The 14,984-nt window shown below is 46.4% G+C and carries 12 protein-coding genes; 5 read left to right on the forward strand and 7 right to left on the reverse strand.

Annotated elements, in window-relative coordinates:
• Positions 1 to 26 precede the first annotated feature (26 nt).
• The 3 genes from fghA to BM292_RS01075 form a co-directional block, all read right to left on the reverse strand.
• Entirely contained in the window at positions 27 to 863 is an 837-nt protein-coding gene (gene fghA / locus BM292_RS01065; protein ID WP_092854439.1) for an S-formylglutathione hydrolase, read from the reverse strand.
• Positions 853 to 1,977 (reverse strand): S-(hydroxymethyl)glutathione dehydrogenase/class III alcohol dehydrogenase, encoded by a 1,125-nt coding sequence (locus tag BM292_RS01070; protein WP_092854441.1) that lies wholly within the window; start codon positions 1,975 to 1,977, stop codon positions 853 to 855. Before BM292_RS01070 ends, fghA begins: the two co-directional genes overlap by 11 nt.
• A 124-nt stretch (positions 1,978 to 2,101) precedes the next feature.
• Entirely contained in the window at positions 2,102 to 4,882 is a 2,781-nt protein-coding gene (locus BM292_RS01075; RefSeq protein WP_092854443.1) for a M16 family metallopeptidase, read from the reverse strand.
• Positions 4,883 to 5,073: 191 nt separating this feature from the next.
• Here BM292_RS01075 and udk point away from each other — a divergent pair, with 191 nt between their 5' ends.
• A complete protein-coding gene (gene udk / locus BM292_RS01080; RefSeq protein ID WP_092854445.1) occupies positions 5,074 to 5,706 on the forward strand; it encodes a uridine kinase in 633 nt (210 codons plus the stop codon).
• A 26-nt stretch (positions 5,707 to 5,732) separates the two neighbouring features.
• Positions 5,733 to 6,977 (forward strand): NupC/NupG family nucleoside CNT transporter, encoded by a 1,245-nt coding sequence (locus BM292_RS01085; protein ID WP_092854447.1) that lies wholly within the window; start codon positions 5,733 to 5,735, stop codon positions 6,975 to 6,977.
• Positions 6,978 to 7,025: 48 nt separating this feature from the next.
• Here the strand turns inward: BM292_RS01085 and tesB are convergent, their stop codons facing one another.
• Positions 7,026 to 7,892 carry an acyl-CoA thioesterase II gene (gene tesB / locus BM292_RS01090; RefSeq protein ID WP_092854449.1) on the reverse strand — a complete coding sequence of 289 codons (867 nt, stop codon included), beginning with the start codon at positions 7,890 to 7,892 and terminating at the stop codon, positions 7,026 to 7,028.
• A 72-nt stretch (positions 7,893 to 7,964) separates the two neighbouring features.
• A complete protein-coding gene (locus BM292_RS01095) occupies positions 7,965 to 8,867 on the reverse strand; it encodes a sensor domain-containing diguanylate cyclase (RefSeq protein ID WP_092854451.1) in 903 nt (300 codons plus the stop codon).
• A 233-nt stretch (positions 8,868 to 9,100) separates the two neighbouring features.
• On the opposite strand from BM292_RS01095, the gene acnA reads away from it, so the two are divergent.
• Positions 9,101 to 11,782 (forward strand): aconitate hydratase AcnA, encoded by a 2,682-nt coding sequence (gene acnA, locus BM292_RS01100; RefSeq protein WP_092854453.1) that lies wholly within the window; start codon positions 9,101 to 9,103, stop codon positions 11,780 to 11,782.
• Here acnA and BM292_RS01105 read toward each other — a convergent pair.
• On the reverse strand, positions 11,779 to 12,492 hold the full coding sequence (locus tag BM292_RS01105; protein ID WP_092854455.1) for an SDR family oxidoreductase: 714 nt from the start codon (positions 12,490 to 12,492) through the stop codon (positions 11,779 to 11,781). The two genes, acnA and BM292_RS01105, sit on opposite strands and share 4 nt — an antisense overlap.
• Before the next feature lies 1 nt (position 12,493).
• Positions 12,494 to 12,901, reverse strand: a complete 408-nt coding sequence (locus BM292_RS01110) for a 2-amino-4-hydroxy-6-hydroxymethyldihydropteridine diphosphokinase (protein WP_092854457.1) — start codon at positions 12,899 to 12,901, stop codon at positions 12,494 to 12,496.
• Positions 12,902 to 12,997: 96 nt separating this feature from the next.
• Here BM292_RS01110 and BM292_RS01115 point away from each other — a divergent pair, with 96 nt between their 5' ends.
• Both BM292_RS01115 and BM292_RS01120 read left to right on the forward strand, forming a co-directional pair.
• Positions 12,998 to 13,504, forward strand: coding sequence for a hypothetical protein (locus BM292_RS01115; RefSeq protein ID WP_092854458.1), 507 nt, complete (start codon positions 12,998 to 13,000; stop codon positions 13,502 to 13,504).
• On the forward strand, positions 13,497 to 14,924 hold the full coding sequence (locus tag BM292_RS01120; protein ID WP_092854460.1) for a sodium:solute symporter family protein: 1,428 nt from the start codon (positions 13,497 to 13,499) through the stop codon (positions 14,922 to 14,924). The genes BM292_RS01115 and BM292_RS01120 overlap by 8 nt, the downstream gene beginning before the upstream one ends.
• Positions 14,925 to 14,984: the final 60 nt, after the last annotated feature.

The raw sequence follows: 14,984 nt of genomic DNA on the forward strand, positions 1-14,984 counted from the left end.
AGATTTTTTTAATACAACCTTATTAATTATCGCAAATGTTGAGCGTGAAAACGCAGATGTTGCTCGATGAAACTGGCGATAAAGTAGTAGCTGTGATCATATCCTTGATGACGTTCAATTTGTGCTGTGATTCCGGTTTTTTGAATCGCTGCATCTAGATCATCAGGACGTAATTGTTCAGCTAAAAAGTTATCCGCTTCACCTTGAGATACCAACATTGGTGGTGCACTCTTTAACTTAAGTAACAGCTCGGTTGCGTCATATTCGAGCCATTCAGAGCGATCATCACCGAGGTAGCCGCTAAATGCTTTATGTCCCCATGGGCATGCTGTTGGATGACAAATGGGTGCAAATGCGGACACACTAGCGTACAGGTTCTGATTGCGCAGTGCCATGACGAGCGCACCATGTCCGCCCATGGAATGGCCGCTGATACTGCGGTTGTGATTGAGCGGTAAATGTTGCTCAACGAGTTCGCGCAATTCGGTCACCACATAGTCGTACATGTGGTAATGCTTCGCCCAGGGTTGTTGCGTTGCATTGACATAAAATCCTGCGCCAAGGCCGAAGTCATAGGCTTGTTCCGAATCATCAGGAACATCGTCGCCACGCGGACTTGTATCCGGAATAATGAGCGCAATACCGAGTTCAGCAGCGATGCGTTGAGCGCCCGCTTTACTGCTAAAGTTTTCGTCGGTACAGGTTAATCCAGAAAGCCAATAAAGCGCCGGAACCGATTGATGTTCTGCTTGTGGCGGAAGATAAACACTAAACTGCATGGTGCAGTTTAGTGTTGTTGATTGATGTTCAAAGCGAATTTGACGGCCGCCAAATGCTTTCGTTTCGCTAACTTTATTTATCATAGTGAATCACCGAGCGAATCGACTTACCCTCATGCATCAAATCAAATGCTTTATTGATATCTTCTAGACCCATGGTATGGGTGATAAAGGTACTTAGTTCAAACTCACCATTTAAGTAGCGTTGCACATAGTCAGGTAATTGGCTGCGACCTTTAACTCCACCAAATGCGCTACCACGCCAAACGCGGCCCGTTACCAATTGGAATGGTCGTGTTGAAATTTCTTCACCGGCACCAGCAACGCCGATAATCACTGACTCGCCCCAGCCTTTGTGACAGCACTCTAGAGCTGAGCGCATCACTTTCACATTACCAATACATTCAAATGAGAAATCGACACCGCCGTCCGTCATTTCTACAATGACTTCTTGAATTGGTTTATCGTAATCATTTGGATTAATGCAATCAGTAGCACCAAGTTTCTTTGCGATATCAAATTTTGACTCGTTAATATCAATCACAATAATCCGGCTTGCTTTGGCCATCACCGCACCAATAATCACCGATAAGCCAATACCACCTAAGCCGAATACGGCAACGGTGTCACCTGGTTGAACTTTGGCGGTGTTCATTACGGCGCCCATTCCTGTGGTGACGCCACAGCCTAGTAAACAAACTTCTTCAAGAGGCGCTTCTTTACTGACTTTTGCCAGCGCAATTTCTGGCACAACGGTGTACTCTGAAAACGTTGACGTGCCCATGTAGTGGTAAATTGGCTTACCGTCTTTGGAGAAACGGGTGGTGCCATCTGGCATCAAACCTTTACCTTGCGTCGTGCGAATAGCTTGGCACAGGTTCGTTTTGCCTGATTTACAAAATTTACACTCACCGCACTCTGGGGTGTACAAAGGAATAACATGATCACCTACTTCAACTGAAGTAACACCTTCGCCCACTGCTTCAACAATACCGCCACCTTCGTGACCTAGAATAGCTGGGAATACGCCCTCTGGGTCAGCGCCTGATAGTGTGTAGGCATCGGTATGACAAACACCGGTGGCAACGATACGCACAAGAACTTCACCTTTTTGTGGTGGCATTAAATCAACTTCTTCAATTGAAAGTGGTTCGCCTGGAGCCCAAGCAACAGCCGCACGAGTCTTGATCATTTCCATAGTTACATCCCTTATGGTTTAAAGTTGAGTGATTAGTGTAACCGCTACGGAAAAAAATTGGAAAAAGCTCAAAAAAAAAGGCCGCTCCGAAGAGCGGCCAACACTTACATGCAGAATGAAGTTACTACAGCGCGTTACCGTCGCTATCCAGCATGGTAACTTCGCCAAGGTTCAATGAACGAACTTGCTCAGCGATTTGGCTCGCATCACCAACAATAACCCAAGTTAAGGCGTCAGTGTCGATGAGTGTGCGCGCATTACTTTGTACGTCTTCGACTGTAATTGCGTTCACTCGTTCACCGTAATTTTCCAACCACGCCATGTCTTTACCTTTATCCAAGGTATCAACAATCGCACGTAACAGCGCACCTTTAGTTTCATAGGCACCTGGTAACTTAGCGGTTTTGTTCATTTGAACTTTTTCAAGCTCTTCCGCTGTTGCTGGTTTACTTGTTTGATACTGGTTCAATTCTTTCAAAATTTCTTGAATTGATTCTTTGGTTTTGTCTGTTTGCACAGGCGCCAAAGTGAAGAATAAACCGGCTTCATCGTATGCAGACCAAATGGTACGTGAACCGTAAGACCAACCTTTGTCTTCACGAAGGTTCATGTTGACGCGACTGGTGAAGCTACCACCCAAAATAGTATTGGCAACGTCGAGCACTTCAGCATTCGGCGTATCATCTGCAGGTGCTAAATGACCGGCAAAGATTGTCGATTGCGGGGTGCCCGGCTGATCAATAATGTACACGCGCGGTTTCGTTTGCATCGCTACATCAGTGAATTGCTTGGTAGGCTTCGCTGTTGCTGGAGCTTCCCAATCGGCAAGTGCACTTTCAAGTAGCGGCTTAATTTCGGCTTCAGTTGTTGCGCCAACAATCACCAGACGTGCATTGTCAGGACGTAGCCAGGTATTACGGTAGTTAATCAAGTCATCACGATTTAAAGATGTGATAGATTGCTCAGTACCTGAACCTGTTAACGGCACGCCATAAGCATGGTTATCGCCGAAAATCAGGCCTGGGAGAATACGTAAGGCTTGGCTGTTCGGGCTCGCTTTTTCACGCTTAATGTTTTCTAACCAGTTAGCACGCTTACGCTCAATTTCATCTTCGCTAAAAGACGCATTTTCTAGAATATCTGCAAGAATGTTCAAACTTGGCTCTAAGTTAGTTACCAAGCTATCCATAGAAACGCTTGAGGTATCAATGCTTGCGCCGGTGTAAAGGTTGGTACCGAGGGTTTCGAGTTCCTTCGCAATTTCTTGTGAGGTACGTGATTCAGTACCTTCGCGTAACATACTCATCGCGAAGCTAGCAGTACCAACTTTGTTACCGAAATCTGATGCATAGCCGCTATCAAAGGTTAACGACATTTGGACTGTCGGCACGTCATGACGTTCAGCTAATGCAACTTCCAAACCATTTGATAAGGTAAAGGTTGTTACTTCAGGCAGTTCAAGTTCTGGTAAATCACCAACCTCTGGTAATTTGGAGCGGTCAGCCTGAGCTTCAGCGGTGGTGAATTTAGGTTGTGGTACAACGTTCAGTACGAACGCACCATCGGTTAACCAACGTTTTGCAGCGGCTTGAATATCTGCTGGTGTCGCGTTACGAAGCTGTTCCATTTCCTTATTAAAGAACCCAGGGTTGCCATGATAAACTTCGCCTGCAGCTAACAAGTCTGATTTACCACCGAAGCCGCCGATACGCTCTGCACCGCGAACAAAGTTAGCAACGTCTGAGAATTTCACTCGAGCTAGCTCTTCAGCGGTTGGACCTTCAGCGATAATTTTTGCAAGTTCTTCGTCGATAATTGCTTCAATTCGCTCAAGCTCAACACCTGGTTTGGCGTCTGCGATAACGAAGAACTGACCGGCTAAAATACGCTCATACTGGAAGCCAGAGACCATGCTAGCGATTTGTTCTTCGTGAACTAAGCGCTGATACAAACGCGAGTTCTTTCCACTGGCTAAAATGCTGGTTAGCAAATTCAAATAAGTAGAATCTACGGTACCCATTTCAGCGGTATTCCAAAGCTTGTAGACACGTGCGGCTGGCACGTTATCTTCCATTGTTGCACGTTTGGTACCGGTGCTTTTTGCAATCCAGCTATCCAATTTTTGTAATGGCTTACCTGGTGCAATGTGACCAAAGTACTTTTGCATTTTTTCTTTTGCAGTAGCAACGTCGATATCACCGGCTAAAACTACAACGGCATTCGCTGCGCCATAGTAGTCGTTAAACCACTGATGAACGTCGTCTAAAGATGCTGCATTCAAATCTTCCATTGAACCGATAACTGACCACGAATATGGGTGGCCTTCAGGGAAGGTCTGCTCAGCTAAGAAACCAAACACGCGGCCGTACGGTTGCGCTTCGCCTTGACGTTTTTCGTTCTGAACAACGCCGCGTTGCTCGTCTAATTTCTCTTGAGTTACGGCACCTAACAAATGACCCATACGGTCAGATTCCATCCACAACGCCATATCGAGGGCAGGAGTAGGGACGTTTTGGAAGTAGTTAGTACGGTCATTGTTGGTGGTACCGTTCATGTCGGTAGCGCCGGCACGTTCAAATGGACCAAAATACTCATCATCGTAGTTTTCAGTACCGTTGAACATTAAGTGCTCGAACAAGTGTGCAAAACCAGTTTGGCCTACTTTTTCATCCTTCGAACCAACGGCATACCAAACGTTGACAGCAACGATAGGGGCTTTGCGATCTTCATGAACAACGACGCGAAGGCCATTATCAAGCGTGAAGCTTTCGTAATTGATATCAACAGCTGGAAACTGTTGTGCTGCAGCAACTTGTTTGGTTGATGATTGCTCTGCTGTCGTCTGACAACCAGTAAGCAAGACTGACGCAACGGCAACTGCCGTTAGGGTTTGACGAAATAACATAGTAATGTTCCCGTTTTTTATGACGTTATGAAATTGTAAGTAATGGCATCATACCGAAGCTTACGGACAGGGAACACGAATTGATCGTGTCAAAATGTAACAAAATCAGTCGAACTGTCACAATGCTTCCATTTGGAAGCCTTATCGACGATAATTGCCGGCTGTTGTCGGGCAAATGAAAGAAGTTACGCGTGGGAAAAACAACCATCATCGCCATTGCTGGCGCTTCCGCATCAGGGAAAAGTCTATTCGCTTCAACTGTTTATCAAGAGCTTGTTGCTGAGCTCGGAGGGCAGGGTATCGCGATATTGGCCGAAGATGCGTATTATCGTGACCAAAGCCACTTGAGCTTTGAGCAGCGTCAATTAACGAATTACGATCACCCATCGGCTTTTGAGCATGAGTTGTTAGTGCAACACCTCGAACAGCTTCGCGAGGGTGATTCAGTTGCGATGCCGCAATACAGTTATAAAACCCACACGCGATTGCCAGAGACAATTAAAATTAATCCAGGGAAGGTCATTATGGTTGAAGGTATTCTTCTGCTCAACGACCCAAACCTGCGTAAATTATTCGATATTTCAGTATTTATGGACACGCCGTTAGACGTCTGTTTACTGCGCCGAATGATTCGCGATGTTGAAGAACGTGGTCGTACTATTCAATCTGTCGCTGAGCAATATCAAGAGACAGTGCGTCCGGCCTTCTTTGAGTTTATTTTGCCGTCCAAGCAGTTTGCCGATTTGGTGGTCACTCGTGGTGGCCAAAATGAGATTGCAATAGACTTGATAAAATCTAAAATTCGTCAATTATTGGCGGAATAACAAAAACAAAAAACGGCTTTTATACTATGAATAGTTTTCTTGGCATTGCCATTATCTTATTGGTTGCTTACGCATTCTCATCACACCGTAAACATATTCGCTGGCGTACAGTAGGTGGTGCGTTCGCCTTCCAAGTCGCACTCGGTGCCTTCGTTTTATATGTTCCATTCGGGCAAGATGTTCTGTTTGCAGTAGCTTCTGGCGTCGCCAAAGTCATCGCCTTTACCAATGCCGGCATCCAGTTTATGTTCGGCGGCCTCGCATCTGCAGATTTCGGTTTTGTTTTTGCTATTCAAGTGCTTAGCGTTATCGTTTTCTTCTCGTCATTAATTTCTGTGCTTTATTATCTTGGCATTATGAAATGGATTATCCGCATTTTAGGCGGCACCTTGCAGAGAATTATTGGCAGTAGCCGACCTGAGTCGATGTCGGCTGCAGCAAACGTTTTTGTAGGGCAAACCGAAGCGCCAATGATGGTGCGTCCGTTTATTGCTAGCATGACCCGCTCGGAATTATTTGCTGTCATGGTGGGTGGTATGGCGTCAGTATCGGGCTCAGTACTGGCGGGTTATGCCGGGGTTGGAGTTGAACTGAAATATTTAATCGCAGCGAGTTTCATGGCGGCACCAGCAGGTTTGCTGATGGCGAAAATGATTATTCCTGAAACTGAAAAGCCGCGTGAAGATATCGAGAATATTATCTCTGGCAAAACCGGTGATGCGAGTGATAGCGTTGAAGTTGAAGACCGCTCAGTTAACGTTATTGATGCTGCGGCAGCGGGTGCATCGAGCGGTGTGCAATTGGCTATTAACGTTGGCGCCATGTTGATTGCATTTGTCGCCTTAATTGCGCTGATTAATGGTTTATTTGGCTGGGTTGGTGGCTGGTTTGGCTACCCAGATTTGTCGTTGCAGCAATTATTTGGTTATGTTTTTCAGCCTGTTGCTTATGTCCTTGGCGTAAGCTGGGATGAAGCGCAACTAGCGGGTAGCTTTATCGGACAAAAATTGGTGATTAATGAATTCGTGGCCTACTTGGATTTCGTTAATTACAAAGACCAATTGAGCATGCACAGCCAAGTGATAATCACCTTCGTACTGTGCGGCTTTGCCAACTTTTCATCGATTGCGATTCTTCTCGGTGGGTTAGGCGGGATGGCGCCAAGTCGCCGTCATGACATCGCGCGTTTAGGTATCAAAGCATTGTTAGCGGCAACGCTCGCGAACATGATGAGTGCGGCGATTGCTGGTTTCTTCTTTTCGCTCGGGTAATCTAGATTAGTTAGCTAGCAAAAAGGCGCCAAACCGGCGCCTTTTTTGTTATTTGCGATCGTGCTTGCGCACCACACCTTCTTGCATGGTTGATGCAACCAAGGAGCCATCGCGAGTATAGATTTGACCTCGAACTAAACCCCGTGCGCCGGTAGCAACCGGGCTATCGATGGCATATAGCAACCAATCGTCCATACGAAAATCTTTATGGAACCACATCGAGTGGTCAATCGTCGCCATTTGAATATTCGGTTGTGCAAAGCTATAGCCATGAGGCTGCAGTGCTGTCGGTAAAAAATTGAAGTCTGATGCGTACGCTAATAAATATTTATGTACTCGTGAATCGTCAGGCATGGGGCCATTTGCTCGTAGCCAAACATAGCGTCGAGGCTCATCAATGCTTGGTTTGAATGGATTGTTGGCCGTCACAAAGCGCATCTCAATTGGTTTTTCTGAGATAAACTTGTTGCGGATAACTTCAGGTATAAGCTCGGCATGTTCACGATAAATATCGATATCGGAAACCAGTCCTTCCGGGCCGGGCACATCCGGCATCGTGTCTTGATGCTCAAAACCAGGCTCTTCAATTTGAAATGACGCCGTCATGTAAAAAATGGGCTTACCATATTGGATGGCCTGCACACGCCGAGTGGAAAAGCTTTTACCATCACGGATATTTTCGACATCGTAAATAATCGGTTTATGAGCATCGCCGGGGCGTAAAAAGTAGGTATGGAGTGAGTGAACTTTGCGATCTTCAGGCAAGGTTTCTTTGGCTGCCGAGAGCGCTTGACCGATAACTTGACCACCAAATACTGCACCAAAGCCTAAGTCTTGACTTTGACCGCGATAAATACCTTGCTCAATTGTTTCTAATTTCAATAAGTTAAGAAGATCATCCAATACTTGGCTCATTCGTATTCCTTTAACAATAAACAACTGGTCTAATCAGTTTATTATACGGGCTCAATATTGTGGAACAAGCACTCACTTGTCGTCGGCCGCCACTTTAATGCGGTTATCTGTCATTAATTTTGCTTGATACATCGCATTATCGGCTTTTAGTAGCAGTTGCTCAAGTTCACGGCCACAATCTTTTGAAAGTGCGATACCGATACTAATCCCGACGTTAAATGGTTGGCCTGCATTAACTTCTATTGGATTTTGAAAGGCATGGACGATTTTTTCTGCGATATGCTTGGCATCAGTAACCGATTGAATGCGCTCAAGAAGCACCACAAATTCGTCGCCGCCGATGCGCGCGACCATGTCGTTTGTGCGTAAACTTTCGGTGATGCGCTGCGCCGCGACTTTTAAAACTCGATCGCCAATAGCGTGACCGAACGAGTCGTTAATTTCTTTAAACTTATTAAGGTCGAGATAAAGGAGTGCAACCTCACTACGACGTTGCAAAACCTGCAACGCCCGCTGGTAAAAGTAGGCTCGATTCGGTAATTCCGTAAGCGGATCATAAAGCGCCTGCTGTTCGAGTCGTTGCAAAAGCTGTAAACGTTCACTCTCTGCTTGGCGTTGCTCGGTGACGTCACGAGCAACGGCGATACGAAAGTCGTCTTCTTTTGAATAACGTGCCGACCATAGTATGTGAGCAACATCACCATTTTTGCGAATATACCGATTTTCGACGTTAATTTTCGCAATCCCTTGCATGATCTCGGCGACCACAGCCCGAGTTTTGTCATGATCTTCAGGATGCATAAATTTAAACATCGAGTGACCAATCATTTCCTCCGGCTTATAGCCAAACACACGCTCGCCACCGCCACTCACGTATATAAACTCACCATTGGAATTCACCACGCATATAGCGTCAAGTAACAGGTCGAGATACTGTCCAAGGGCTTTGAACTGTGCGAGTTTGGGATGCGGCATTGTGTTGTTAATTCCATTCGGAGTTATCTTTCATTTATAGCATGCTCTGCGGTGAAGCAAAATAACTGGCGACTTACGCGCATCAATATTTATCAATGTAACGCATATTCAATACGTTAGCTGGTTGATCTTTGTGTTCATTGTACCCATAGTGAATATAGATAAACGCTATGGCTGAACCACAGATTTGTGTCTAAGCTTAAGGGATGCATCGTTTAAAGAAGGAGTAAGCCATGTCGAGCAACGACAGCTTGAAAACGTTAAGTACGTTAGAAGTAAACGGTAAGACCTATCATTATCACAGTTTGCCGAAAGCGGCAGAAAAGCTCGCCAACATTGCCGATGTCAAGAAATTACCGACATCCATGAAAGTCTTGTTAGAAAACTTATTACGCAATGAAGATGGTGATACGGTTACCTCTGAAGACATTGAAGCTATTGCAAAATGGTTAGATAAACGCAGTTCCGACCGCGAAATTCAGTATCGTCCGGCGCGTGTATTGATGCAAGATTTCACTGGCGTGCCAGCGGTTGTTGATCTCGCCGCCATGCGTGATGCTGTTGCTAAGGCAGGACAAGATCCAGACCAAATTAATCCATTGTCGGCTGTCGATCTGGTCATCGACCACTCGGTAATGGTTGATAAATATGCGTCTGCAGAAGCTTTTAAAGAAAACGTCCGGATTGAAATGGAACGCAATTTTGAGCGTTACCAATTTTTGCGTTGGGGCCAGAATGCCTTTGAAAACTTCCGTGTGGTTCCGCCGGGAACAGGTATTTGTCACCAAGTAAATTTGGAGTATTTAGCCAAGGTTGCGTGGACCAAAGAGCAAGATGGCAAAACGTACGTGATGCCCGATACCTTGGTCGGCACAGATTCACACACCACAATGATCAACGGTCTTGGTGTGCTTGGCTGGGGCGTGGGTGGTATCGAAGCGGAAGCTGCGATGCTCGGACAACCCGTTTCCATGTTGATTCCTGAGGTAGTTGGGTTCCGCATGACCGGTAAGCTTCCAGAAGGGGTCACCGCGACTGACTTGGTTTTAACCGTCACCCAAATGCTACGCAAGCACGGTGTGGTCGGCAAGTTTGTTGAATTTTACGGTCCAGGCTTAGATCACTTGCCACTCGCGGATCGTGCAACGATTGGTAATATGGCGCCGGAATACGGCGCTACCTGCGGATTTTTCCCAGTTGATCAAGAAACCTTACGCTATCTCGAATTATCTGGTCGTGATGACGATACCATTGCCTTGGTTGAAGCCTATGCGAAAGCTCAAGGCATGTGGCGCGAGTCTGGCCAAGAGCCAGTATTTACCGATTCACTAGAACTGGATCTAAGTACTGTTGAAGCGTCGTTGGCAGGGCCGAAACGTCCACAAGATCGCGTCGGTATGCCGCAACTGGGTTCAGCATTTGACCTATTTTTAGAAACCAACGGTCAGTCTGGTGAAACTGATAAATCTATTCCGGTGAAAGGTAAGGATTACAGCTTATCGCACGGTGATGTGGTGATTGCCGCGATTACGTCGTGCACAAACACCTCAAACCCAAGTGTGATGATGGCGGCAGGTTTAGTCGCGAAGAAAGCTTTGGAAAAAGGTATTCAACGTAAGCCATGGGTGAAGTCATCGCTTGCACCAGGGTCAAAAGTTGTGACCGATTATCTCGCCAAAGCCGGATTAACAGAATATTTAGACAAGCTTGGCTTTAACCTTGTCGGTTACGGTTGTACCACCTGTATCGGCAACTCGGGACCATTACCCGATGAGATTACCGATGCCATTCGTGAAGGTAACTTGACAGTTTCGTCGGTACTCTCGGGTAACCGTAACTTCGAAGGGCGTATTCACCAAGATGTGAAAGCAAACTGGCTGGCTTCACCGCCGTTGGTTGTGGCTTATGCACTTGCGGGCACAACTCGCATTGATTTAAGTAGCGACCCAATTGCTGAAGATAGCTCGGGTAATCCGGTTTATCTTAAAGATATCTGGCCAAGTAGTGCCGAAATTGCTGAAGCTGTACGTTTGGTTGATGGCGAAATGTTTAGCAAAGAATATGGCGAAGTATTTAAAGGTGATGACGAGTGGCGCGCCATTCCAATTGGTGAGGGTAAAACCTACAATTGGAGCGATGATTCGACTTATGTAAAAAATCCGCCGTACTTTGTCGGCATCGATAAACCTTTGGCGCCTCTTGCTGATGTGAAAGATGCAAGTGTGCTGGCGGTGTTCGCTGACTCCATCACGACGGACCATATTTCACCCGCAGGCTCAATTAAGCCGGACTCACCAGCAGGTAAATACTTGCAAGAAAACGGTGTGGCAGTGAAGGATTTCAACTCATATGGTTCGCGACGCGGTAACCATGAAGTAATGATGCGCGGTACTTTTGCCAATATCCGTATCAAGAACCAAATGCTCGATGGTGTCGAAGGTGGCTTTACTCGCCATGTTCCAAGCGGTAAGCAGATGCCGATCTACGATGCAGCCATGCAATATCAACAAGAGGGCACGCCTCTGGTAGTGCTGGCAGGTAAAGAGTATGGTACTGGCTCAAGTCGTGATTGGGCGGCAAAAGGTACTACTTTGCTTGGCGTGAAAGCCGTTATTGCTGAGAGTTTCGAGCGTATTCACCGCTCTAACTTGGTTGGTATGGGCGTGTTGCCGCTGCAATTTGTGGACGGTGAGGGCGTTCAAGCTCACGGTTTGACTGGCGATGAACAAATCAGCATCGTTGGTATAAACGATGATTTGAAACCAGGTCAAATGTTACAAGTGAAAGCGAAAAAAGCGGATGGCTCCAGCGTTGAGTTTCAGGTGAAATGCCGCATCGACACCGGTAATGAACTGCAGTACTACCGAAGTGGCGGCATCTTACATTACGTGTTGAGGCAAATGCTGGCTGCTTAAATCGTTAAAGCACGACCGCCATCGACTTTGATGGATTCGCCGGTGATAAACGGGTTGTCGCGTAAAAACCGCACCGCATTTATCATCGGCTCTAATCCACCTTCAAGGTTAAGTGGTGTTTCAGCGAGTACTTTTTGACGATGCTGACTATCGTGCTCTGGCAAAAATAATATTGGCCCTGGCTGGATGGCGTTTACGCGCACAGCTGGGGCCAATTTTTTTGCGAATGCTTGGGTCAAACTTGCCAAGCCAGCTTTAGCCGCACAGTACGCGACGTAATCTGTCGACGGGCTATCAACGTAAATATCGGTAATATTAATCACACTGCCTTCGGCATCGCGCAGCTGGTGTTGTAAGTTATTAATCAGTAGATAGGGGGCTGCCGTGTGAACGTTTAACACTGCCTCTAAATTAGCATCGCTTTCATCAACGCGTGCGTTATCGAAAAAGCAAGAAGCGTTATTCACTAATAGGTGTAATTTCGCACAATGCTGTTGGACAGCATGAATCAATTGGTGAACCTCGTTTAACTGCGCTAAGTTTGCTTGCAAACCAATTGCGCCGCGTTGTTCAAGCTCTTCTATACCATCCTTTGACGTATTGTAATGAGCTAGTACTTGATAGCCCTCGTCTATCAACGCATGTGCCAAAGCTAAGCCAAAACGACGACCAGCACCGGTCACAAGTGCATATTTTTTAGCGTTATCCATATCATGCCCCTTGGGTTTGAATAAGTTGGTCGGCAATTGGTTTTAGACTTTGCACAACATCGTCAAGATAGGTTGGCACCTCTTGCCAAACATCATCAACGCTGAGTTCACCGAGAATATCGATATCCATAGGACGGTCTTTTTTACTACTCATTGGATCGCTGCGGTCCCGACCCAGGCTTATTTCAATCGCATTAAAACGAGACTTTAACGCGTCGCTATCAAGCGGCGAAACAAGCAGAAATAGAGCGTTGAGGAAGTCATTGTCGCTGTGCATATTGACGGGTTGGGTATAAATAGCACGCGAGTAATAAGCTTTACCGAGTTCTGAAATTAACTCACGAGCTGCCGCAAAGTTGTTCTCTGGGGCAATGTTCGCGCCCATGCTACATAAATAAATCGGATGCATATCTTTCCCTAAACGACAATTGTTGTGAGCATACCCTAAGTTGAAATGATTTTCCTCACTTGGTAGCCTAGGAACAAAGGGCTACAGGAAGGAATTGTGCCAGACCGCGCAAGGTTCGTTATACACATTGCATTGTTGTTACTCATCACGCTGCTTGCGCGACCCGCTTCTGCCTACGTTTTATCCCCAAACGTTGTTCAATCCAATACTGCTGTGCCGCAACTCTCTGCACCGGCTCAAAGCCGCGAAGGTTACTTTGTATTGCGTCTGTCAGAAGCCCCCACACAAAATCTCATGGTCGAATATTCAACCGATGAAAGCTTTCAGAAAGTTGAGCGACGCTATCCTTGGTTTGGCGATTTTCAAAGTATGACACTCACCGGATTCGGGGATGGTAATCATTATTTCCGTCTTATAACGGGCAGTAATGAAACAGCCGCAGGCTCCGAACAACACACTCAGCTAAGTAACGTGGTGCTGGTTCAGGTGGATCACTACAGCTTGACACATGCGCTGATATTATTCGGCTTTGGTGGTGTGCTGTTTGTCATTCTGGTGGTCATTATTTTGCAGCAACACCGACGGAGCCAGGAGCATGACTGAAACAACAGACTTTGCGTTAGACAGCTCTTTAGGGCTCAGCTTAGTTGTTATCTTTGGGCTGTTGTGGATAGTCTTTGGCTGGTATTTAGGCCGTTCAAACAAGACCCACGAAGACTTTGCTCTGGCGGGTCGTAACGTAGGCTTTGCGCTTGCTGCTGCGACCGCAATGGCAACCTGGGTAACCAGTAACACGACACTTGTTGCCCCACAACTGACCTATCAATTCGGTATTTGGGGCATGGTTGGCTATTCGTTTGCGGCGCTCGGATTGATTTTATTTGCCCCACTTGCCGCCCGCATTAAACGACTAATGCCTCACGGCTATACATCAGGAGACTTCATCCGGTTGCGCTTTGGACGAGGTGCATGGTGGGTCTTCATGGTCATCTCCGTGGTGTATGCATTTGGTTGGCTGGTCAGTCTTGGCATGGCAGGCGGTATTTTACTCGAAGCACTTAGTGGTCTCGATTATCACATTGGTATGACAGCGATTTTGATTATATGCGTGGGATATACTCTTTTTGGTGGATTACGCGCCGTTATTGCGACCGATTTTATTCAAGCATTAATCATCATTATAGGTGTCGTCGCCATTGCATGGTTCCTGATTGATACCGTGAGCCTTGAGAGCATTCATACTGAGCTAACCCTGAATCATCCGCGTTTACTCGATTTGATGTTTCCAGCGGCCATAATGTTCTTATTCAACAATATATTTTTTGGTCTTGGTGAAATTTTTCATTCGAATGTCTGGTGGTCGCGAGCGTTAGCATTTAAAGGAAAGGTCGCCTTTCGAGCATTTTTACTCGGTGGATTGCTGTGGTTGCCGATTCCTATTGTGACTGGATTTATCGCCTTAGCAGCACCGCAACTCGGAATATTTCCGCCAAGCGCAGACATGGTGGGCCCCATGGTTGCCGCAGAAGTACTCGGTAAGATGGGTGCTGTCGTCGTATTTATTGTGGTTTTTTCTGCGTTAGCGTCTAGTCTTGATTCATTACTTGCGGCGACATCTGATCTTGTGACTCGTGATTTTTATCACAAGAAATTACGACCGCAAGCAACCGACCAACAATTATTTAAGTTCAATCGTTACTGTATTGCCGGTATCGGCTTGTTAACGTGGTTATTGTGTTTACCACAGGTAGCCACGTTAGGCGCACTGTTGAATTTTGCCGGTGCTTTTGTCGCCAGTACGATTTTCCCAATCGTATTAGGGCTTTATCAGAAAAGATTAGCGGGCAAATTCGCTGCCGCAGCCATGGCAAGTGGGACTTTGCTGGGGCTGGTGAGTTATTTCGTCATCGGTTTCTATGTTGCCGCGCTAACCGCCTGCGCGGTATCTGCTGTGGTTTGCGCAATTGGATTACTGCGCTCGAAACATGATTTCGATTGGGAACAATTACAGGAGTCGTCGTGATGCTCGGTTTAACCGGATTTAGCGCACTGGTGATGATTTGTCTGGTTTTTGCTGCCATGG

This window comes from Pseudidiomarina tainanensis (assembly GCF_900115255.1).
GTDB lineage: Bacteria > Pseudomonadota > Gammaproteobacteria > Enterobacterales > Alteromonadaceae > Pseudidiomarina > Pseudidiomarina tainanensis.

Coding starts and splice junctions, on each gene's coding strand:
- fghA (WP_092854439.1), bottom strand. CDS start 863: ATGATAAATAAAGTTAGCGAAACGAAAGCATTTGGCGGCCGTCAAATT.
- BM292_RS01070 (WP_092854441.1), bottom strand. CDS start 1,977: ATGGAAATGATCAAGACTCGTGCGGCTGTTGCTTGGGCTCCAGGCGAA.
- BM292_RS01075 (WP_092854443.1), bottom strand. CDS start 4,882: ATGTTATTTCGTCAAACCCTAACGGCAGTTGCCGTTGCGTCAGTCTTG.
- BM292_RS01085 (WP_092854447.1), top strand. CDS start 5,733: ATGAATAGTTTTCTTGGCATTGCCATTATCTTATTGGTTGCTTACGCA.
- tesB (WP_092854449.1), bottom strand. CDS start 7,892: ATGAGCCAAGTATTGGATGATCTTCTTAACTTATTGAAATTAGAAACA.
- BM292_RS01095 (WP_092854451.1), bottom strand. CDS start 8,867: ATGCCGCATCCCAAACTCGCACAGTTCAAAGCCCTTGGACAGTATCTC.
- acnA (WP_092854453.1), top strand. CDS start 9,101: ATGTCGAGCAACGACAGCTTGAAAACGTTAAGTACGTTAGAAGTAAAC.
- BM292_RS01105 (WP_092854455.1), bottom strand. CDS start 12,492: ATGGATAACGCTAAAAAATATGCACTTGTGACCGGTGCTGGTCGTCGT.
- BM292_RS01110 (WP_092854457.1), bottom strand. CDS start 12,901: ATGCATCCGATTTATTTATGTAGCATGGGCGCGAACATTGCCCCAGAG.
- BM292_RS01120 (WP_092854460.1), top strand. CDS start 13,497: ATGACTGAAACAACAGACTTTGCGTTAGACAGCTCTTTAGGGCTCAGC.